Source organism: Paraburkholderia phenazinium, assembly GCF_900142845.1.
Lineage (GTDB): Bacteria > Pseudomonadota > Gammaproteobacteria > Burkholderiales > Burkholderiaceae > Paraburkholderia > Paraburkholderia phenazinium_A.
The window spans coordinates 1-20,935 of the sequence record NZ_FSRU01000003.1 but is presented as its reverse complement, the minus strand read 5'-3'; the positions used below and the strand labels follow the sequence as shown (position 1 = coordinate 20,935).

18 protein-coding genes, 2 tRNA genes and 2 rRNA genes are annotated in these 20,935 nt (G+C 62.8%); 11 read left to right on the top strand and 11 right to left on the bottom strand.

Going from position 1 to position 20,935, the window contains the following annotated elements:
• Nucleotides 1-8: 8 nt before the first annotated feature.
• The 3 genes from BUS12_RS33660 to BUS12_RS33650 are packed head-to-tail and all read left to right on the top strand — an operon-like array spanning nucleotide 9 to nucleotide 2,108.
• Nucleotides 9-1,154, top strand: a complete 1,146-nt coding sequence (locus BUS12_RS33660; RefSeq protein ID WP_074301856.1) for an acyl-CoA dehydrogenase family protein — start codon at nucleotides 9-11, stop codon at nucleotides 1,152-1,154.
• Between the two features lie 34 nt (nucleotides 1,155-1,188).
• Complete coding sequence (locus BUS12_RS33655) at nucleotides 1,189-1,647, top strand: MaoC family dehydratase (protein ID WP_074301855.1); 459 nt, start codon at nucleotides 1,189-1,191, stop codon at nucleotides 1,645-1,647.
• Nucleotides 1,644-2,108 carry a MaoC family dehydratase gene (locus tag BUS12_RS33650; protein ID WP_074301854.1) on the top strand — a complete coding sequence of 155 codons (465 nt, stop codon included), beginning with the start codon at nucleotides 1,644-1,646 and terminating at the stop codon, nucleotides 2,106-2,108. Before BUS12_RS33655 ends, BUS12_RS33650 begins: the two co-directional genes overlap by 4 nt.
• Before the next feature lie 212 nt (nucleotides 2,109-2,320).
• Here the strand turns inward: BUS12_RS33650 and BUS12_RS33645 are convergent, their stop codons facing one another.
• The 5 genes from BUS12_RS33645 to BUS12_RS33625 are packed head-to-tail and all read right to left on the bottom strand — an operon-like array spanning nucleotide 2,321 to nucleotide 7,832.
• A complete protein-coding gene (locus BUS12_RS33645) occupies nucleotides 2,321-3,580 on the bottom strand; it encodes an acyl-CoA dehydrogenase family protein (RefSeq protein ID WP_074301853.1) in 1,260 nt (419 codons plus the stop codon).
• A gap of 30 nt (nucleotides 3,581-3,610) precedes the next feature.
• Entirely contained in the window at nucleotides 3,611-4,717 is a 1,107-nt protein-coding gene (locus tag BUS12_RS33640; RefSeq protein WP_074301852.1) for a phosphotransferase, read from the bottom strand.
• A 23-nt stretch (nucleotides 4,718-4,740) separates the two neighbouring features.
• Nucleotides 4,741-5,460, bottom strand: coding sequence for a histidine phosphatase family protein (locus tag BUS12_RS33635; protein WP_074301851.1), 720 nt, complete (start codon nucleotides 5,458-5,460; stop codon nucleotides 4,741-4,743).
• 21 nt (nucleotides 5,461-5,481) lie between these two features.
• Complete coding sequence (locus BUS12_RS33630; RefSeq protein ID WP_074301850.1) at nucleotides 5,482-6,270, bottom strand: oxepin-CoA hydrolase, alternative type; 789 nt, start codon at nucleotides 6,268-6,270, stop codon at nucleotides 5,482-5,484.
• Nucleotides 6,267-7,832 (bottom strand): 3-hydroxyacyl-CoA dehydrogenase, encoded by a 1,566-nt coding sequence (locus BUS12_RS33625; RefSeq protein ID WP_074301849.1) that lies wholly within the window; start codon nucleotides 7,830-7,832, stop codon nucleotides 6,267-6,269. Before BUS12_RS33625 ends, BUS12_RS33630 begins: the two co-directional genes overlap by 4 nt.
• Before the next feature lie 126 nt (nucleotides 7,833-7,958).
• Between BUS12_RS33625 and BUS12_RS33620 the strand changes: the two genes are divergently transcribed.
• A complete protein-coding gene (locus BUS12_RS33620) occupies nucleotides 7,959-8,606 on the top strand; it encodes a glutathione S-transferase family protein (protein ID WP_074301848.1) in 648 nt (215 codons plus the stop codon).
• Between the two features lie 130 nt (nucleotides 8,607-8,736).
• On the opposite strand, the gene BUS12_RS33615 is transcribed toward BUS12_RS33620, so the two are convergent.
• Both BUS12_RS33615 and BUS12_RS33610 read right to left on the bottom strand, forming a co-directional pair.
• Entirely contained in the window at nucleotides 8,737-9,909 is a 1,173-nt protein-coding gene (locus BUS12_RS33615; RefSeq protein ID WP_074301847.1) for a pyridoxal phosphate-dependent aminotransferase, read from the bottom strand.
• 78 nt (nucleotides 9,910-9,987) lie between these two features.
• On the bottom strand, nucleotides 9,988-10,512 hold the full coding sequence (locus BUS12_RS33610; RefSeq protein WP_074301846.1) for a putative toxin-antitoxin system toxin component, PIN family: 525 nt from the start codon (nucleotides 10,510-10,512) through the stop codon (nucleotides 9,988-9,990).
• Between the two features lie 56 nt (nucleotides 10,513-10,568).
• On the opposite strand from BUS12_RS33610, the gene yaaA reads away from it, so the two are divergent.
• Together yaaA and BUS12_RS33600 are read left to right on the top strand one after the other, a co-directional pair.
• Nucleotides 10,569-11,351: a peroxide stress protein YaaA gene (yaaA, locus tag BUS12_RS33605; RefSeq protein WP_074301845.1), complete on the top strand. Its 783-nt coding sequence runs from the start codon at nucleotides 10,569-10,571 to the stop codon at nucleotides 11,349-11,351.
• A gap of 56 nt (nucleotides 11,352-11,407) precedes the next feature.
• Nucleotides 11,408-12,562 carry a M14 family metallopeptidase gene (locus BUS12_RS33600; RefSeq protein WP_074301844.1) on the top strand — a complete coding sequence of 385 codons (1,155 nt, stop codon included), beginning with the start codon at nucleotides 11,408-11,410 and terminating at the stop codon, nucleotides 12,560-12,562.
• Between the two features lie 152 nt (nucleotides 12,563-12,714).
• On the opposite strand, the gene BUS12_RS33595 is transcribed toward BUS12_RS33600, so the two are convergent.
• The 4 genes from BUS12_RS33595 to BUS12_RS33580 all read right to left on the bottom strand — a co-directional run bounded on the left by BUS12_RS33595 (nucleotide 12,715) and on the right by BUS12_RS33580 (nucleotide 16,720).
• Nucleotides 12,715-13,344, bottom strand: coding sequence for a BspC domain-containing protein (locus BUS12_RS33595; RefSeq protein ID WP_074301843.1), 630 nt, complete (start codon nucleotides 13,342-13,344; stop codon nucleotides 12,715-12,717).
• A gap of 226 nt (nucleotides 13,345-13,570) precedes the next feature.
• Nucleotides 13,571-14,245, bottom strand: a complete 675-nt coding sequence (locus BUS12_RS33590; RefSeq protein ID WP_074301842.1) for an energy-coupling factor ABC transporter permease — start codon at nucleotides 14,243-14,245, stop codon at nucleotides 13,571-13,573.
• Between the two features lie 135 nt (nucleotides 14,246-14,380).
• A complete protein-coding gene (locus tag BUS12_RS33585) occupies nucleotides 14,381-15,238 on the bottom strand; it encodes a response regulator transcription factor (protein ID WP_074301841.1) in 858 nt (285 codons plus the stop codon).
• A gap of 267 nt (nucleotides 15,239-15,505) precedes the next feature.
• Nucleotides 15,506-16,720: a DUF2863 family protein gene (locus BUS12_RS33580; RefSeq protein ID WP_074301840.1), complete on the bottom strand. Its 1,215-nt coding sequence runs from the start codon at nucleotides 16,718-16,720 to the stop codon at nucleotides 15,506-15,508.
• Nucleotides 16,721-17,012: 292 nt separating this feature from the next.
• Here BUS12_RS33580 and BUS12_RS33575 point away from each other — a divergent pair, with 292 nt between their 5' ends.
• The 5 genes from BUS12_RS33575 to BUS12_RS33555 form a co-directional block, all read left to right on the top strand.
• Nucleotides 17,013-18,128 carry an AI-2E family transporter gene (locus BUS12_RS33575; RefSeq protein WP_083640779.1) on the top strand — a complete coding sequence of 372 codons (1,116 nt, stop codon included), beginning with the start codon at nucleotides 17,013-17,015 and terminating at the stop codon, nucleotides 18,126-18,128.
• A 472-nt stretch (nucleotides 18,129-18,600) separates the two neighbouring features.
• Nucleotides 18,601-20,130 (top strand): 16S ribosomal RNA (locus BUS12_RS33570).
• 62 nt (nucleotides 20,131-20,192) lie between these two features.
• A tRNA-Ile gene (locus BUS12_RS33565) sits at nucleotides 20,193-20,268 on the top strand.
• Nucleotides 20,269-20,340: 72 nt separating this feature from the next.
• A tRNA-Ala gene (locus BUS12_RS33560) sits at nucleotides 20,341-20,416 on the top strand.
• Nucleotides 20,417-20,733: 317 nt separating this feature from the next.
• Nucleotides 20,734-20,935, top strand: a 23S ribosomal RNA gene (locus tag BUS12_RS33555); the annotation flags it as partial.

Sequence of the window (20,935 nt, the reverse complement as noted above, 5' to 3'; positions counted from 1 at the left end):
AGCGGCGCATGGACTTCACTTTTACCGACGAACAACAGCAATTCGCGGACGCATTGCGCCGTTACCTGGACAAGAGCTACGGTTTCGAGGCGCGGCAGGCCATCGTGTATTCGGACGCGGGGGTATCGGCTACTCACTGGGCGGCGTTTGCCGAGCTTGGCTTGACCGCGTTGCCGGTGCCGGAAGAGCAGGGCGGTTTTAACGGCAGCCCGATCGACATGCTGGTGGTGATGCAGGAACTGGGTCGCGCGCTGGTGGTTGAGCCTTACTGGGCGACGGCGGTGGGCATCGAGGCTTTGCGTATTGCAGGTGCGGCTGGCACGACAGACTCGGGCCATGCCGAAGACGCAGCCTTGCTCGAACGCGCGGCGCAAGGCGAGATCAAGCTCGCGGTCGCGTTTCATGAGCCGCATGCCCGTTACGATCTGTTCTCCGTAGAAACCACGGCGACGCAGCAAGGTGAGCATTACGCGCTGAGCGGCAAGAAATCGGTGGTGTTGCATGGGGCGCAGGCCGATCACTGGATCGTGCCGGCACGTTTGAACGGCGAGATCGCCTTGTTTATCGTGGCGCGCGACGCAGCGGGCACGCAGGTCACGGATTACCGCACAATCGACGGCCAACGCGCCGCTTCGCTCTCGTTTGACGCAACGGCGGCGCGGCTTCTCGGCGGTCAGCATGCCGGTGCGGCAGCGCTCGAGCAGATCGCCGATTACGGCACCGTGCTGTTGTGCGCCGAAGCCGTCGGCGCACTCGACGCGTTGAATCGCGCCACCGCCGAGTACACGAAGACACGTCAGCAGTTCGGTCAACCTATCGCCCGTTTTCAGGCCTTGCAGCACCGCATGGTCGAGATGCTGATTCACGCGGAACAGGCACGCTCGCTGACGTATCTGGCCGCGGTGCGCTACGCTAGCGCCAATGCGGACGAACGGCGCCACGCTGTCTCGGCCGCGAAGGTGCGGGTGGGCCAGGCTGCGCGTTTCGTCGGTCAGCAGGCCGTGCAGTTGCACGGCGGCATGGGCGTGACGAACGAAGTGGCGGCGGCGCATCTGTTCAAGCGTCTCGCGATCATCGAGACGACGCTGGGCGATGTCGATCATCATCTCGAGCGCTTTGCCGCGCTGCCCGCTTTTGCTACCGCCGAAGTCTGATCGTACGGCTGCCACGAACCAGTGAGGTGTCACGATGGGATTGAGTTTCGAAGATATGGAAGTCGGTTCGGTCACGGAATGCGGCGAGCATACGTTCACGCATGACGAGATCGTCGAGTTTGCCGAGCGGTTCGATCCACAGCCGTTTCATGTGGACGACGCCGCGGCGGCTGCTTCGCCGTTCGGCGGCCTGATCGCGAGCGGCTGGCATACCTGTTCGGTGTTGATGGGACTGCTGGTGCGCCACTCGCTGGCGGGGTCGACTTCAATGGGCTCGCCCGGTATCGACGAAATCCGCTGGCTCAAGCCGGTGCGGGTCGGCGACACGATCCGGCTGATGAACTCGATTCTCGACAAGCGTTTGTCGTCGAGCAAGCCGGACCGCGGCATCGTCTCAACCGAATGGGCGGGCATCAACCAGCACGGCGAGACGGTCATCATCGTGCGCTCGAAGGTGCTGTTCGGCTTGCGTCATCCGGGAGCGGCAGCGTGAAGCGCGATGGGGTAGAGCTCGACGCTCCGGCGCTGCGTTCGCTGGTGGGCGGCGAGCCGCTCATCAGCGAATGGCTGACGGTCGATCAGGCAAGCGTGAACGGCTTTGCTGCAGCCACGGGCGATCATCAGTGGATCCACGTCGATCCCGAACGGGCGCGGCGCGAGTCGCCGTTTGGCGGCCCGATAGCGCATGGTTTTCTGACCTTATCGCTGATTCCCGCTTTGCTTGGAAAGACGGTGGCGCTCAAGCAGCGGATGGGCGTGAACTACGGTCTGAACCGCGTGCGCTTCACCGCGCCGGTGCCGGTCGATTCACAGGTGCGCGGGCGTTTCGCCGTGGCGAGCGTGGACGATGTGGATGATGCCGGCGTGCAGGTGGTGTGGAACGTGACGCTGGAACGGCAGGGCAGTGAGCGGCCGGTGTGCGTGGCGGAATTCATCACACGGCATTACTTCTAGCCGCTCACGGGACACGCACTAGCTTTGTCGCTGCACCGTATCCGCTTGGCAGCGGCACAACAACAGCGGCCGATGATGAACAAAATGCGTGGACGGCTTCCAGGCCGCCCACGCATTTTTTCTGGTGCGAACCTCAACGGTGCGACCGGCAGCGCTGCAAACGTCAGTGCCTGGCGCACTGCGTCGCACCGATCGGCCACCTCAACGCCGCATCACGAGCGCGTAATCGGCGTCTCGACTCGCTCAGCCGCGCCGGCATCCATATACCGCGCCAGTTCGAGCTTGGCGATGGCGTTACGATGCACTTCATCCGGACCATCGGCAAAACGCAGCGTGCGTGCCGACGTGTAGGCATAGGCCAGCGGGAAGTCTTCACTGATGCCGGCCGCACCATGCGCCTGCATCGCCCAGTCGATCACCTGACAGGCCATATTCGGCGCGACCACCTTGATCATGGCGATCTCGCCACGCGCGCCCTTGTTGCCCACGGTGTCCATCATGTACGCGGTCTTGAGCGTCAGCAGCCGCGCCTGCTCGATCATGCAGCGCGCCTCGGCGATACGTTCCTGCGTGACGCCTTGCGCCGCCACCGGCTTGCCGAACGCGACGCGCTGCAGCGTGCGCTTTGCCATCAACTCAAGCGCGCGTTCCGCCAGCCCGATCAGTCGCATGCAGTGATGAATCCGGCCCGGCCCAAGCCGCCCTTGGGCGATCTCAAAGCCGCGGCCTTCGCCAAGCAGCATGTTCGAGGCCGGCACACGGACGTTTTCGAGCGTGATTTCCATGTGGCCGTGCGGCGCGTCGTCGTAGCCGAATACGGTCAGCGGGCGGTGCACGGTGACGCCGGCGGCGTCGGCGGGCACAAGAATCATCGATTGCTGCTGATGACGCGGTGCGTCGGGATCGGTCTTGCCCATCACGATGTAGACCTTGCAACGCGGATCGCCCGCGCCCGACGACCACCACTTGTGGCCGTTGATCACATAGTCGTCGCCAACGCGCTCGATGCGCGTCTGGATGTTGGTCGCATCCGATGACGCCACTTCCGGCTCGGTCATCAGGAAGGCAGAACGGATCTGTCCTTGCAGGAGCGGCTCGAGCCACTCGCGCTTGTTCTCCGGACTGCCGTAGCGCTCAATGGTTTCCATGTTGCCGGTGTCGGGCGCGTTGCAATTGAACACCTCCGGCGCCCAGGGCACGCGTCCCATGATCTCGCACAGCGGCGCGTATTCGAGGTTCGTCAGGCCGGCGCCGCGTTCGGAGTCCGGCAGGAACAGATTCCACAAGCCGGCGTCGCGCGCCTGCTGCTTGAGTTGCTCGATCAGTTCGGTCGGCACCCAGGCATTTCCATTGGCGCGGTTGCGCGCAACCTCGTCCGCGAAAGCGCGTTCGTTCGGATAAATGTGTTCGTCGAAGAAGGCGAGCAGTTTCTCGCGCAGTGCCTGAACCTTCGGGGTGTAATCGAAATTCATCTAAGACCTCGCGAATGACGGGGGTGTCGGTTAACGCACTTTCTGCGCATAGCGCCAGGCGAGTTCCGCCATGGGCTTGGCGCGCCGGCCGGCGTCGAGCGCTTGCGCGCTTGCCGCGGTGCCGTCGACGACGCGTTTCATGATGCCTTGCAGGATCGCGGCAATCCGGAACATGTTGTACGCCAGATAGAAGTTCCAGTCGCCGTGGATTTCGAAGCCGGTGCGTTCGCAATAGCGTTTGACGTATTGCCCTTCATCCGGGATGCCGAGCGCGGCCCAGTCGAGTCCCGCAATGCCGCGGAACTGCGCCGGGTCGACGTGCCAGGCCATGCAGTGATAGGCGAAGTCGGCGAGCGGATCGCCGAGCGTCGACAGTTCCCAGTCGAGTACGGCGAGCACGCGCGGCTCGTGCGGATGGAAGATCAGGTTGTCGAGCCGGTAGTCGCCATGCACGATCGAGACGCGCTCGCCGGTTTCGTCCGGCATGTGCTGCGGCAGCCATTCGATCAGGCGATGCATCGCCTCGATATGCTCGGTTTCGGAGGCGAGATACTGCTTGCTCCAGCGGCCGATCTGCCGCGCGAAGTAGTTGCCGGGCTTGCCGTAGTCGGTCAGTCCGATGCTGGCGACATCCACGCTATGCAGCGCCGCGATTACGCGGTTCATCTCGTCGTAGATCGCCGTGCGCTCAGCGGGTGTCATGCCGGGCAGCGACTGATCCCACAACACGCGTCCTTCGACGAACTCCATCACATAGAACGCACGGCCGATCACGCTTTCGTCCTCGCACAGCGCGAGCATCTGCGCGACCGGCACGTCGGTGCCGGCGAGGGCGTGCATTACGCGATACTCGCGCTCGATCGCATGCGCGGACGGCAGCAGTTTCGCCGTCGGCCCCGGTTTCGCGCGCATCACATAGGTACGTGACGGCGTGATCAGCTTGAAGGTGGGATTCGACTGGCCGCCGGCGAACTGCTCGATCGTGAGCGGCCCGGCGAAACCTTCGACGCGCCGCGCCAGCCAGGCGCCGAGCGCGTCGCTGTCGAAGCGTTGCCGCTCGGTGACCGGGCGCGTGCCTTCGAATGCGGAGTAGTCCGGCTTCTGTTCAGGTTCGCCTGTCTTCGTGGCTTCGCCCATTGTCTCCTCCAGTTCAGTGTTGGCTACGCCTGGTGTTTGTATTGAATGAATTGGGCGTAGAGCATTTCCATCGTCGTATTCCGCACGTCGCGATGCAACGGCGACGGCGGCGAGTAGTTGAGCGTACGCAGCACCCAGTCGCTCGGCGCGGCGCCGACGTCCAGTGCGTTGATACAGCCGGTAGCCTGCGACAGATGGCCGAAGAACGTGCGGCCGCCTGCCGTGATGGCGTGCGAGAGGATGGCGCGATTCACGCCGCCATGCAGGACCAGCAAAACGGTGTCCCACGAGTCGTCGGCGCGCAATGCCGCGACGGCGGGCAGCACGCGGTCGAACAGTTCGCCGATCGTCTCGCCGCCGAGAAAGCGCGTGCTTTCCGGGACCACGCCGTCGAACACGCTCAGGAACGCGGCCTCGATATCGGCGGCGGGGATGTTGCTCAGCTTGCCGCCGCGAATTTCCTGCAGCGCCGGTTCGATCTCGAGTTCGATATGCTGATGCGTCTCGGCCAGCACGCGCTGCGCGGTTTCGACCGTGCGCGGCAGGCCGCTCACGATCACGCGGTCGAAGCGGATCTGCTGCAGCGCGAACACGTGCCCGGCGGCGCTGGCCTGTTCGCGGCCGTCGGCGTTCAGCGGCACCGTTTCCGGATCGATGGCGCGGCCGGTGGCGTCGAAGTACGTCACGTCGCCATGCCGCATCAGGTAGATGCGGCGGCGCTTCGGCAGTTGGAATTCAGGCATGGCGGACTCGCTCGCTGGGACTCATTTGTATTTCGGGGCGCGCTTTTCGAGGAACGCGGTGATCCCTTCCAACGCGTCGCCGTGATGCAGCGAAGCGACGAAGTTGTCGCGCTCGGCCACCAGATGATCGGCGAGTGGCTGCGTGCCGGCGGCGGCGATCAGCGTCTTGATGCGGGCGGTGGCGTTCGGCGAGATCTTGCCGAGTTCTTCCGCCCAGGCGAGCGCAGCACCGCGCACCGCGCCCGGTTTCGCGAGACGGTTCACTACGCCGAGTTCGTGCAGACGTGTAGCGCCGATCGGTTTGCCTTCCAGCAGGACTTCGGTGGCGAGCTGGCGGGGCAGGGCCTGTGCGAGGAACCATGAACCGCCGCCATCCGGCGTGAGACCGACGCGTGCATACGACATGACGAACTTCGCGTCGTCGGCCGCGACCAGCAGGTCGCAGGCGAGCGCCAGCGAAAAGCCGGCGCCGGCCGCCGCGCCTTCGACGGCGGCAATCACCGGCTTCGACGACGAACGCAGCGCGGCGATCCATTCGCCGAGCATGTCGATGCTTTGCGCCTGCACGGAGGGATCTTTCGCGCGGTTCTCGAGCAAACGGTTGAGGTTGCCGCCCGCGCAGAAAAACTGGTCCGCGCCGGTGAGCACGATGACGCGGATGGACGGGTCGCGCTCGGCGCTGTCGAGCGCTTCGATGCCCGCCGCGTACATGTCCGGATGCAAGGCGTTGCGCGCACCGGGATTCGAGAGCGTGAGGACGAGCGTCGATTCGCTTTCGGCCGGGCGTGAGGTAAGCAGTTCGGCGCTCATGACTGACGCTCCGTTTGTGCGTCGACTGCATCGGCGACGTCGCCCTGCGTGAGCGACAAACCCAGTTGCGCACGCCGCGCCAACCACGGCGACGGACGGTAGCGCGGGTCGCCCAGCACGCTGAACATATTGCGCAGGATCGTGAGCAGCGTTTTGGCGCCGAGTGCGTCGCCGAGCGCCAGCGGGCCGCGCGGATAACCGAGGCCCAGCGTCACGGCGAGGTCGATGTCCTCAGGTGTCGCGATCTGCTTCTGTGCGATCTCGCAGCCGATATTGACGATCGTCGCCACCACGCGTTGCGCCACGAAGCCGGTCGAATCGCGGATCACGGTGACGGGGACGCCGTCGGCGGCAAACAGCGCGTGCGCGCTGTCGCGTGCGGCGCGGGTCGTGGCCGGCGTCGTCATCAGCGTGCGACGTTTTGCGGCGACGAGCGGGAACAGCGCATCAACGGCAACGACGCGGCGCGCATCGAGCGCTTCGTCGACCGCGGCGGTGGTCGTGTCGTGGCCGAACGGCGTCACGATGATGAGCGAGTCCGCTGCGGGCGTGTCGTCTTCGTCGAGCGCCACGCCGGCCTTGGCGACGAGTTGCAGCACGGCCTCGCGTGCTTCGGGGTAGCGCTTGCTGACCCACACGCGCTTGGGCAACCCGGTGGGCGCGGGCGCTTCCTCGGGCACCTGCTGCTTGCCGTCGTCATAGCGGTAAAAGCCTTCGTCTGTCTTGCGTCCGAGCAGGCCGCCCGCGAGGCGCGTGCCGGTAATTGGCGACGGCGTGAAGCGCGGCTCTTCGTAGAACTGGTGATAGATCGATTCCATCACCGGATGCGAAACGTCGAGCGCGGTCAGGTCGAGCAGTTCGAACGGCCCTAGCCGAAAGCCGGCCTGCTCGCGCATGATGCGGTCGATCTCGACAAAGCTGGCGACACCTTCACCCGCCACGCGCAGGCCCTCGGTGTTCATGCCGCGGCCGGCGTGATTGACGATGAAGCCCGGCATGTCCTTCGCGCGCACCGGCGTGTGGCCCATGCGGCGCGCGAGTTCCATCAGCGCGTCGCCGGCGGCGGGATCGCTGCGCAGGCCGTCGATCACTTCGACGACTTTCATCAGCGGCACGGGGTTGAAGAAGTGATAGCCGACCACGCGCGAGGGGTCCGTGCAACCTGCGGCAATCGCCGTGATCGACAGCGACGACGTATTCGACGCCAGGATGCAACGGCCGCTGACGACCGTCTCCAGCTCGCGAAAGAGCGCGCGCTTCACGTCGAGCTTTTCGACGATCGCTTCGATCACCAGGTCGCAATCCGCGAGGTCGCCGACCGCTTGGGCACCGCTCACGAGGGCGAGCGCGGCAAGCGAGCGCGATTGTTCGAGCTTGCCTTTGGCGGTGAGCTTGGCGAAGGTGTCCGCGAGGTAGTCGCGCGCCGCACCGACTGCCGCCGGATTGGTGTCGTACAGACGTACCGTCAGGCCCGCCAGCGCCGCGATCTGCGCAATGCCGCGTCCCATTGCGCCTGTTCCAACAATGCCGATAGTCTCGATGCTGTAATTGCGAGAGGTCATTGGGTTGCTCGACTCCATGGTTATTTTAGAATAGCACGATCGTGCAATTTACTGGATGATTGATTCAAAGGCCGCCAGCGCGATTCCGTTGAGCGGCGCCGACCACCCATCAGAAGGAGACGCCTCATGATCAAACTGTGCGGCTTTGCGCTGTCCAACTACTACAACAAGGTCAAGTTCGTGCTGCTCGAACACGGCATTCCGTTCGAGGAAGTGTTCGTGATGACGAGTCAGGAGGAATCGCTGCTCGCGCACTCGCCGCTCGGCAAGGTGCCGTACATCCACACCGAACACGGCGACCTGTGCGAGTCGCAGGCGATCGTCGAATACCTGCACGCGCGCTTTCCCGAGAAGGGCATCTTTCCCGCTGATCCGTGGGAAGCCGCGAAAGAGCGCGAACTGATCACCTTCGTCGACCTGCATCTGGAACTGGTGGTGCGCGATCTGTACAAGGAAGCCTTCTTCGGCGGCACGGTGACCGACGCCACCAAAGGGCGCGTCGAAAAGCTGCTGACGCGTCATATTGCCGGCTTCAGGCGGCTCGCGAAGTTCGACCCGTATCTGCGCGGCGCCCACTTCGGGGCGGCGGATATGGCGGCATTCGTGAGCCTGCCGCTCGTCGGCATGACGACGCAGATCATCTACGGGCGCGACTTTCTGCTCGATGCGGGCGTGGACTGGAAGGGCTATGTGAAGGTCGTGGGCGAGCGGCCGGCGGCGCAGCGCGTGACGGCGGACCGCAAGGCGTATATCGCGGCGACCAGCAAGCCTTGAGACGCCGCCCAGGCCCCAACCGCCCGCATAGCTTGAACGGTCGACGCAGCACGGCGGCGCCTCCGCACGCGCCGCAGCCCCATGCGATGGCGCAGAACATTGACTCGTTCGCGGCATCGCGGGCGTCATCCTAGAGGCGCGCCAGCCGGTCGAGCGCGGTGGCGAGGGTGCTCTCCTGCTTGGCGAAGCAGAAGCGCACCACGCCCGATTCATGCGACTCATGATAGAACGCCGAGACGGGAATGGCCGCGACGCCGATCTCCCCCGTCAGCCATTGCGCGAACTCTGCTTCCGGCAGATCGCTGATGGCGGAATAGTCGACGCACTGAAAGTACGTGCCGGTGCAGGGCAACAGCTTGAAGCGGGTGTTCGCCAGGCCGGAACGGAAAAAATCGCGCTTCTTCTGATAGAACGCGGGCAGGTCCAGATAGGGCGCCGGGTCGCGCATGTACTCGGCGAGGCCGACCTGCATGGGTGTGTTCACCGTGAACACGTTGAACTGGTGGACCTTGCGGAATTCGGCGGTGAGGGCCGCGGGCGCGGCGACATAGCCCACCTTCCAGCCGGTCACGTGATACGTCTTGCCGAAACTCGACACCACGAAGCTGCGCTGCGCAAGTTCCGGATAGCGGGCCATGCTCTCGTGCGGCGCGCCGTCGTATACCATGTGCTCGTACACTTCGTCAGACAAAATCAGCACGTTGGTGCCGCGCACGATGTCCTCGAGCTTGCGCATGTCCTCGGCGCGCCAGACCGTGCCGGTCGGGTTGTGCGGCGTGTTGATCAGCAGCAGGCGGGTCTTCGGCGTGATCGCGGCGGCGAGCTTGTCGAACGGGATCGTGTAGTCGGGCGCGTCCAGCGTGACGAACACCGGCTTGCCGCCCGCGAGTTCGATGGACGGCAGATAACTGTCGTAGGTCGGCTCGACCACGATCACTTCATCGCCCGGGTGCACCGTGCACAGAATCGCCGTCAGCAGCGCCTGGGTGGCGCCTGCTGTGACCGTGATCTCCCTGTTCGCGTCATAGCGGCGGCCGTAGAGATTCGCGATCTTGTCGGAGATGGCCTGGCGCAGCGGCGCGGCGCCCGCCATCGGCGGGTACTGGTTGTGACCGTCGCGCATGGCGTTGGCCACCGCATCGACGATACGCGGATCACAACCGAAGTCCGGGAAGCCCTGGCCCAGGTTCACGGCGCCTTTTTCCGCGGCGAGCGCGCTCATCACGGTGAAAATGGTGGTGCCGACGTTCGGCAGACGGGACGGAAACGACGGAATCATCGGCGTGTCGTGCGGTGCATTCATGGCGCTGTCGGTGCTTGGACGGTGGTCTGGGATACGGGGCGAAGTTCGATTGTAGGGAATTGGGCCGCGGCGTGTGCGTCAGGCCGGCGCGGGCTCGTCGGCCGGCAGCGCGCAGGCGGTGACGAACGGTGCCGGCTGGGCGATCTGGAAGCCGAAATCGCGGGCAATGCGGCGCGCGAGTTTCAGCACCGCGCGGTCCTTCGAGACCAGCCAGTCGGCCTTCGCGGCATGCGCGAGCTCGAGGAATTTCTGGTCGTCGCGGTCCTTGCACTTCGGCAACGGCCGAGCTTCTTCAGCGGCGGTGGCAGTGGCAGTGGCAGTGGCAGTGGCAGTCGACGCGGGCGCCGGCTCGACGAGGTGCGCGAGGCGCGCCACGGTGGCGAGCGCCGCGGTTTTATCGATCTCGCGCCTCGCAAACTGCGGGTAATCGAGCACGTAGGTCAGTTCCGCGAGACAGCGGGCGTCGATCAACGCCTCGAGCGCGCCGCTTTCGAGGGCGGCGCGGATAGGGCGCGTGTGCGGATCGTCGAACACGAGGATGTCGATCCAGACGTTCGAATCGAGGACCACGCGCAGTGCGCGTGCGGCAGGGGAGGCGGGCATTCGTTACAATCTGGCTTTCGTCATTAACGCCAGGCACGGCGTGCCTGCAAGCCTCTATGATAATCGTTCTGTCGCCGGCGAAATCGCTCGACTACGAAACCCCTCCGCACGTCAAAAAGCACACGATCCCCGATTTTGTCGACGACGCTGCCGAATTGATCGGTGGATTGCGCCGTTTGTCGCCGCAGCAGATCGGCACGCTCATGAGCATTTCCGATCCGCTCGCGCAGCTCAACTTCCAGCGCTACGCCGAGTGGTCGCCGAAGTTCGATACCGTCAATGCGAAGCAGGCGGTGCTCGCGTTCAACGGCGACGTCTATGAAGGCTTCGACGCGAAGAGCCTGTCGTCGGCGGATCTGGACTTCGCGCAAAAGCACGTGCGCGTGCTGTCGGGGCTGTATGGACTGCTGCGCCCGCTCGATCTGCTGCAGCCGTACCGGCTCGAGATGGGGACGCGCTTTGCCAACGCCCGCGGCAAGGACCTGTACGCGTTCTGGGGCGAGCGCATCACGCAGGCGCTGAACACGCAGTTGAAGAAGAACACGGGCGCGGCGCGGGTGCTGGTCAATTGCGCGTCGGGGGAATACTTCAAGTCGGTGAAGCCCAAGCTGCTGGACGCGCCGGTGATCACGCCGGTATTCGAAGACTGGAAGGGCGGCCGCTACAAGATCATCAGCTTCCACGCGAAGCGGGCCCGCGGCCTGATGGCGCGCTTCGCGGTCGAGAACCGCCTCGACGCGCCGGAGCAGTTGCAGGGCTTCGATGCCGAAGGCTATGCGTTCGACGCCGAGGCATCGAACGATTCGACTTACGTATTCCGCCGCCGCATCGCCGAGTAAGCTTCAGGCCGAGCGCTGCACCGACTGCAACGGGCCACTACGCCGGGAAAAAGATCATGACACTATCCATTACAAGCAACTTCGACGCGGGCGCAATCGAAGTCCTGTCCTGCGAGCAGGCCGATAACATCCGGCTGCGCGTGCGTCGCGACAGTCACGCCGACTTTGCGCAGTGGTTCTACTTTCGCCTCTCCGGTGCGCAGGGCGAGCGCTGCGTGATGACCTTCGAGAATGCCGCCGACTGCGCCTTTGCCGAAGGCTGGCGCGACTATCAGGCGGCGGCGAGCTACGACCGCGTGAACTGGTTCCGCGTGCCGACCTCGTACGACGGCCGCGTGCTGACCATCGACCATACGCCCGACTTCGACCGGATCTACTACGCGTACTTCGAGCCGTACGGTGAAGAGCGTCACTCGGAGTTTCTCGGCGCCGTGCAGCAAATGCCGCAAGCGACGCTGACCGAACTCGGCCTGAGCGTCGAAGGCCGGCCGATGTCCTTGCTCACGCTCGGCACGCCGCAAAACGGCGACAAGCCGAAGAAGAAGATCTGGATCATCGCGCGCCAGCACCCGGGCGAGACGATGGCCGAATGGTTCGTCGAAGGCATGGTCAAGCGTCTGGCCGGCTGGGGCGATTGGGCGGGCGATCCGGTGGCGCGCAAGCTCTACGATCACGCCGTGTTCCATATCGTGCCGAACATGAATCCCGACGGCAGCGTACATGGCAATCTGCGCACCAATGCGGCCGGTGCGAATCTGAACCGCGAGTGGATGGAGCCGGACGCGGCGCGCAGTCCCGAAGTGCTGGTGGTGCGCGACGCCATTCATGCAACCGGTTGCGATCTGTTCTTCGACATCCACGGCGATGAGGCGCTGCCTTATGTGTTCGTGGCGGGCTCGGAGATGTTGCCGGGCTTCACCGAGCGCCAGGGCGAGGAGCAGCGGGCCTTTATCGAAGCGTTCAAGCATGCGAGCCCGGACTTCCAGGACAAGTACGGCTACGCGGCGAGCAAGTACCGTGAAGATGCGCTGAAGCTCGCGTCGAAGTACATCGGCAATCAGTTCGGGTGCCTGTCGTTGACGCTGGAGATGCCGTTCAAGGACAACGCGAACCTGCCGGACGAGCGGGTGGGCTGGAACGGCGAGCGGAGTGCATCGCTCGGGGCGGCGATGCTCCAGGCGATTCTGCGTCACGTCGAGACGTTCGCTTAAGGCGGGAGTGGGGCGCGCGGCGAATGCTTGCTGTTAGTGCTGGTCGCGCCCGGATTCGTCGCAACAAAAAAGCGAGGCATGCGCGTTGAGCGCATGCCTCGCTTAGTTTTTGGGCCGGGTGCTGCAACGGCGCGTGCCGCGGCGCTATGGCGTCATTGCGTTTTCTTCGCCGACGTTTTCTTGCTGCTCGATTTGCTGCCTGATTTGCTCGAAGCGGTTTGCTTCGAATTCTTGCCGGACGATTTCTTCGTCGACGACTTGTTGCCGGTCGAGTGCTTGCCCTTGCCACCTTTGTGCTTGCCGGACGGCTTCGACACGCTCGGTCGGGCCGGCGGCACCGGATCGTTCCAGCTGAACGCCAGCATCTGGGTGCCCACGTAGCCGCAGCGGAATTTCAGATCGGCCGGGTCGCTATCGCCGTTCTGGCGGATGCCGAGGCCTTCCACCGTGACGATGTTGTCGACCTTGACGCGCTGCTTGCCCTCGTCGAACGAATCGTTCCATGGCGTGACCGACGCATGGGCGCTATCGAATGAGCTTGGCGGGAATTCGACGTGGTCGAAAGCGCTGGAGGTGCTGGCGACAAAATTGCCATGCGCCGCGCAATCCGCGACGAGCGGATCGGCGTGCAGGTCATTGACGAATTTATTGACGAGTTCGTTGTGCTGTTCGAGCTGATCGGCGAATGCGGGAGCGGAGCATATGAGCGAGACACTCGCTGCACATGCTGCTAACCGGCCGACCACCCGCAGCAATCGGCGCGGTACGTTAGTGCAATCCATCAAGTTCGGTAGGCGCTATTGAGACATCAGGCACGTAAGATGCCTGACGACTGGAAGGAGTTCAATCCTGACACAAATTTTTTGCCTTGTCGTGGTACGCGGTCTCGAATCGAGCATGCGCGACGGCGGCTGATTGTCGCTGATTGCCGCGCTGCAGGGAGCAGATTGCGATGCGTCGTAGCTCGCGCATCGAAGCGCTGAAGCACCCGGTCAGGCCGGATGCGCTTCAGATGCGTGGACCGCCGAGCCGGTAGCGGCGCACATCGTACGTGGTAACCCACGCAGGCCGGTAGACGGCGATCAGCGCCGTGGACATCCCGGTGAACCAGGCCTCGCCGGTCGCGAGCAGAAAGACGCTGAACGCGTAGCCGACGGGCACCACGGTCATTGAGCCGCCGGAGATCGCGATGTGGGTGCCCACCGCGGCGCCGGCTGTCAACGCGACCGCAATGGCAGGCGATACGAAGCCCTGGCCAAAGATGAACATGAACAGGTTGCGCGGCAGCCAGGCAATGCAGGCGCGTTGCAGCAATGCCGAGATGCCTACCGGCAATGCACCGTAGATGATGAACGTGAGCGCGATGCCTTGCCAGGGCGCATCGAAGACGACCGCCGCGAGCCCGGTGACTGCGGCCATGGCAACGAGCGCCAGGGCCCAGTCGAACAGCGTAACGACCAGGGTTGCACCGAGCAGATGCATCACGGTGCCGTCGTCGAGCCACGCGTTGCTGGCCCACAGTACCGACACAGCAACGATGATGGCAAGCCAGACATGTTGAAGCGTCGCGTCTTGCAGTCGTTTGAAAGGATTTTTCCACAGCGCGAGCGCGAGCAGCAGCGCGGTGGCAATCCAGCCACCGACAGCGACCCATAGCGGAAGCGGTGTATAGAGGAAACCCATACATCTCATATTACTCGTTGGACGGAAAAAGGTGTGAGCGGATTCCATGCCAGCTACGACGAAAGGGCGGATTTCATGCCGGAGGTCAAGCACCGTTGGCAGGCGGCTCGGCGTGCCTCGGGTGGGTCGGCCCGCTCAGCTCGATTCTTCGGAACCCGGATCGCCAAATGGAACGGTGGGTTCGGCCGCCATCGGCAAGGTGTCCGTGGCGTCGTTCGCAGGCAATGGGTACTTGAACGTCGCCGGGTTGCGAGCGCGCAACGGGATGACCCCTGGCTGGCCCATGACCGGCCGCGGAGTGCTGTCGTGGTCGCTGCGCAGCACTTCGAGCTGGGCCGATAGCCAGCCGTTGTAGAGCGCCACGGCAGCTGCCCGGTTGGGCGCGCCGAGTTGCTGGAAGATGCTGGCCAGATGGATCTTGACGGTGCCCTCGCTGATGCCGAGCGTGCGGGCAATCATCTTGTTGGTGCTGCCCATGTGGACACACCGCATGATCTGCTCCTGGCGCGGCGAGAGACCGCTCGCGAGCCGCGTGCGCCGAGGCGGCGGTTTGTTGGCTACGACGTCGGGTTGGCGAGGCGCGGGTTCGGGCTGCGGTGGTGGCGGCAGTGCTAGCGCGCCCGCCGGGACATAGTGGCCGCCGAGCAGCACGATCTCGAGCGCCCGCACGATCAGGCGCGGATCGGTGTCGCGCAGCACCACTCCGAGCACGCCCTTATCCAGCAGATTGCGCACGCATTTGGGCGAGGTATCGTCGGTCAGCACGGCCACCCGCAGGCTGGGATGTTCGAGCAGCAGCCGACGGATCTCCATGGTGGACATCCAGTCCTGCCAGTCGATGACCAGCAGATCGGGCAGTTGCCGACGCAATGCGCGATCGACCTGGCGCCAGTCCTGGGCTTCGTTAAAACGCGCCTGACGGTCGATTTGCCGCAACAACGCCTTGAGTCCGTCGCGTCGTTCCGCGTCGGAGTTGAGAACCGAAAAACGCATGCCATGCCTCCAGATGAATCGGTCGTGGTGGCACGATGCTCGCGAGCGGCAAATGAAGCCGCTTGCATTGCGATGAGCCACCAGCCTAATGATGACAAATTCCTTGCGTCTTGACGGCCTGGCCGGAAGGCATAGGATGAGTGACATGGTTGGCGTCGCCGGAAAAGAAAACGGCCCAATCGGCATATGCCGATTGGGCCGTTTCGTTCTTCTGGCTGGCCGACTCGCGCCGCCCCGCTTGAGGGTGGCGGACGGCAGCGGCTTTCGTCAGTGGAAGTGCGGTTGCGCGGGTTCGGCGTCTTCCGGCATTTCGGCATGCACGATTTCACCGAGCGGGTCGGCATACAGCGGCACCCCGCAGTCATCGCAATATTCGGGTTCGAAGCGGCCCGCATGACGGCGGATGTCCGTCACGCCGGTTTCCTTCAGCAGTGCGACGATTTCTTCGAGCGGGCCGTTGGAGGTGGGCTCTTCTTGCGGTTCCTCGTCGATGCCCGATTCGCCGTTTTCGCGGCCGTACAAAGGCCAGACGACGCCATAGATCACATCGTTGCTGCCGCGGCGCGTGAAGCCGACGCGATATTCGTCGATCCGGCGCTCGCCGAAGCCGGCGACCACGGCGCGCAGATCGGCCGGCGCTGCGCTGATGGTATCGAACAGATAGCGCACGGCGGTGCGCACCGTGTGCGGACGCACGCGTTCGTCGGCGTCGCGGCAAGCCGAGTAGTAGGCATCCGGCAGCAGGCACTCGAATTCGCAGCCGGGCAACGCCAGAGACAGATTGGCGCCGCCTTGCGTGGCCCACTGTTCGAGGCATTGGCCGCGCTCGATGCGATTGCCGTGCTCCTCTTCCTGCCAGCGGAACACCGGCGCGCCGACGGGCGCTGCGACCACGGCCAGCAGGAAGCGCGGATCGGCCAGAATCGGCGAGGTCTCCGGCAATTCGCCGAAGTTGATCTTGGCGGCGGCGGTGCCGAGCGCCGCTTGCGCGAGCTGCTGGGCGATGCGCCACGTTTCGACGTGGTGGCGCGGCAACTGGTCGATGCTGTACAGGAACGGCGCCATCGCGACACGGGTTCCGGCGGCGAGCACGTGCGCCTGCAGATGCGCACGCAGCGCATCCGCCGCGTCGCTCTTCAGCGGGCCCGAGGGGATCGCGTAGCGGGTCCAGGCCAGCACGGGCGCGGCGATCAGCAAGGCTTCATGCGGCACGCCCTCGTGCTCGACGATGAACGATTCGCTATGCGTTTCGGCCATGTCGGCGAGCGCCCCGTAGGCGTCCGGATGATTCTGCTGAAGATGGTCGAGCGCGGCATCCAGCGTTGTCTGGTTGGCGTTGCGGACGATCTTGGCTAGCAGCGTATCGAGCTTCGCTTCCCAGAAGCGGTCTTCGGTGCGGCTGCCCGACGCGAATAGCGCGAGCGAAAGACCGACGAGCTTGTCGGCATCGGGGGGGAGACGTTTGGCGATTCGCGAGCGCATAAATCCAGGAGTGGGGTGCACAGAACCGTATATTCTAGTCTTTTCTGTGCCGTCCTATCATTTACGCGTAATGCAGGATGAATCGGGCCGCGCGAGAGAGCGTGCGGGCGTGGTCGAAGGGGAGCCTTGAATGCACACATCGCGTTCACTGAACGGGTTGACCTGAGCCACGTAGTTGACACAAGGTAAGGGCCGTCGCGTGACGGACTCTTATACTGACGGCGTTCGGCGTCGCGCCGATGAGCGTGCGCCGTAGCGTCGCCGTGGTCTGACACAACGAGGGAGATTCATAGTGAAATCGGACCAACTGATCGAGCGGCTCGCCGCCGTGTTCGCATTGATTGTGCTGGTGGGCGGTTCGTTGCTGGTGCTGGCGCCGTTTACGACGGCGCTGCTGTGGGGCGCCATTCTTAGCTACAGCTCATGGGGTTTGTACCGCAAGCTGACCGCGGTGGTGGGCGGGCGGCGTAAGCTTGCGGCGCTGCTGATCGTACTGATTATTCTGATCGTGGTTCTCGGACCGTTCGTTTATGCGGGATTCGCGTTCGGCGCCCACGTTCACGAGATCGTTGCACTGGTGCAAAAGCTTTTCGAAGATGGGTTGCCCGACCTGCCGGACTGGGTTGTCCGCATACCGTTCGTCGGTCCCAATGTCGAGGCTTTCTGGGCGCATTTGACCAGCGGCAATTCCGAGTTGATCGCGCAGTTGCGAACCCTTGCGGCGCCTGCCGGCAAGTGGATTCTGGCTGCCGCCATTGCGGTGACGCATGGTTTAGGGCTGCTCGCGCTCAGTATTGTGCTGGCGTTCTTTTTCTACACTGGCGGCGAGGGGGCCGCGGCCTGGTTGAATGCGGGGATGCGCCGAGTCGCCGGTGAACGCGCCGATTACCTGTTGGCGCTGGCGGGCAACACCGTGCGCGGCGTCGTCTACGGCATTCTGGGTACGGCGCTGGTGCAGGGTGTGCTCGCGGGCTTCGGCTGCTGGATCGCCGGGGTGCCGGCCCCAGCGTTGCTTGGATTGGCAACGTTCTTCCTGTCGGTTATCCCTGGCGGGCCGGTGATTGTCTGGCTGCCTGCTGCAATCTGGCTCTACCACGGCGGTGCGACGGGCTGGGCGATTTTCCTCGTGATCTGGGGCGTGGTTGCGGTGGGTATGTCGGACAACGTCATCAAGCCGATCCTGATCGGCAAAAGCAGCGATATGCCGTTGATTCTGGTGATGCTGGGCATTCTTGGCGGCGCGTTTGCGTTCGGCTTCCTGGGCGTGTTTATTGGACCGACGCTGCTGGCCGTGGCCTACACCGTATTGCACGACTGGACGATCGGTTCGTCTGCGGCTCGGACCTTGGCGCCGGAGTCCGGGCCGGCACCGATTGACGAGACGCGGCCGGTTCAAAAGGCCCCTTGAAATAAATTTCCGATAGAGCTTGCCAGGCCCGGGTGGGGTCGCTAGAATCTCGTTCTTTCGCGTTCCGGACACCGGAGCGCGGGGACGGGAGAGCCAGCAGTGGCAAGGCTTTCGGCGGGGTGGGCAGGTTCAGGAAGTTAAAAAAACCTGTTGACGCTGTAGCGAAAGTTCTTCATAATCTCGTTTCTCTGCTGCTGATGCAGCGACGCAGAACGAAGCGGTACCGGGTGGTTGAAGTGCGGTGCCGGTTTGGTGGTGAATGCGGACTCGATCTTTAAAAATTAACAGCCGATAAGTGTGGGCGCTTGATGGCGACGCGGGTCAGGTTCTCCGGAATCTGGCATGAAGCGAAAGTATCAAGTCTCACACAGTATTAGAGGAAGGTTAGCCTGTTGAGAGACAGGCGTAATCATCGTCAGTACGTTGAGTGAGCGACCGGGTTCGAAAGAGCCCGAAAACAGTAACAGGAATTGAACTGAAGAGTTTGATCCTGGCTCAGATTGAACGCTGGCGGCATGCCTTACACATGCAAGTCGAACGGCAGCACGGGGGCAACCCTGGTGGCGAGTGGCGAACGGGTGAGTAATACATCGGAACGTGTCCTGTAGTGGGGGATAGCCCGGCGAAAGCCGGATTAATACCGCATACGCTCTACGGAGGAAAGGGGGGGATCTTAGGACCTCTCGCTACAGGGGCGGCCGATGGCAGATTAGCTAGTTGGTGGGGTAAAGGCCTACCAAGGCGACGATCTGTAGCTGGTCTGAGAGGACGACCAGCCACACTGGGACTGAGACACGGCCCAGACTCCTACGGGAGGCAGCAGTGGGGAATTTTGGACAATGGGGGCAACCCTGATCCAGCAATGCCGCGTGTGTGAAGAAGGCCTTCGGGTTGTAAAGCACTTTTGTCCGGAAAGAAATCATCCTGGTTAATACCCGGGGTGGATGACGGTACCGGAAGAATAAGCACCGGCTAACTACGTGCCAGCAGCCGCGGTAATACGTAGGGTGCAAGCGTTAATCGGAATTACTGGGCGTAAAGCGTGCGCAGGCGGTTCGCTAAGACAGATGTGAAATCCCCGGGCTTAACCTGGGAACTGCATTTGTGACTGGCGGGCTAGAGTATGGCAGAGGGGGTAGAATTCCACGTGTAGCAGTGAAATGCGTAGAGATGTGGAGGAATACCGATGGCGAAGGCAGCCCCCTGGGCCAATACTGACGCTCATGCACGAAAGCGTGGGGAGCAAACAGGATTAGATACCCTGGTAGTCCACGCCCTAAACGATGTCAACTAGTTGTCGGGTCTTCATTGACTTGGTAACGTAGCTAACGCGTGAAGTTGACCGCCTGGGGAGTACGGTCGCAAGATTAAAACTCAAAGGAATTGACGGGGACCCGCACAAGCGGTGGATGATGTGGATTAATTCGATGCAACGCGAAAAACCTTACCTACCCTTGACATGGTCAGAACCCTGCTGAAAGGTGGGGGTGCTCGAAAGAGAACTGATACACAGGTGCTGCATGGCTGTCGTCAGCTCGTGTCGTGAGATGTTGGGTTAAGTCCCGCAACGAGCGCAACCCTTGTCCCTAGTTGCTACGCAAGAGCACTCTAGGGAGACTGCCGGTGACAAACCGGAGGAAGGTGGGGATGACGTCAAGTCCTCATGGCCCTTATGGGTAGGGCTTCACACGTCATACAATGGTCGGAACAGAGGGTCGCCAACCCGCGAGGGGGAGCCAATCCCAGAAAACCGATCGTAGTCCGGATCGCACTCTGCAACTCGAGTGCGTGAAGCTGGAATCGCTAGTAATCGCGGATCAGCATGCCGCGGTGAATACGTTCCCGGGTCTTGTACACACCGCCCGTCACACCATGGGAGTGGGTTTTACCAGAAGTGGCTAGTCTAACCGCAAGGAGGACGGTCACCACGGTAGGATTCATGACTGGGGTGAAGTCGTAACAAGGTAGCCGTATCGGAAGGTGCGGCTGGATCACCTCCTTTCTCGAGCTCACGTGTTCAAGTTGAGCGCTCACGCTTATCGGCTGTGAAAAAGACAGACTCAGGGGTCTGTAGCTCAGTCGGTTAGAGCACCGTCTTGATAAGGCGGGGTCGATGGTTCGAATCCATCCAGACCCACCACTGTTTCTGCGGTGGCTGCGCTAACCGATCACCCCTGGGTATCAAGACAGATGAAGTTATCTGTGCATGACTGGGGGATTAGCTCAGCTGGGAGAGCACCTGCTTTGCAAGCAGGGGGTCGTCGGTTCGATCCCGTCATCCTCCACCAATCCTCAATGCCTAGCGTTCGGTGCTAACCGAGCTTTATGCATTGGCGATTGAGCCAGTCAGAGTGATACGTGGTTATGGCAACTGCGATATCGGCTGTCGTTCTTAACAATCAGGAAGAAGTAGTAAAGAGATTCACGAAAGATCACTTAGAGATGGGTGGTTGAGTAGGTGAATCAGGGTTGTGATTGTATCAATGTATTTTTAAGTGATCGAAAGATTGCTTTGGAATACGGCGCAACACGAATACTCAACCTGTAGCGGTTGTGGCAAGCGTTGCATTCCCAGTGGATGCGACAGGAGACACACCCGTTATAGGGTCAAGCGAACAAGTGCATGTGGTGGATGCCTTGGCGATCACAGGCGATGAAGGACGCGGTAGCCTGCGAAAAGCTACGGGGAGCTGGCAAACGAGCTTTGATCCGTAGATGTCCGAATGGGGAAACCCACTCCGAATGGAGTATCCATGACTGAATCCATAGGTCATGTGAAGCGAACGCGGGCGAACTGAAACATCTAA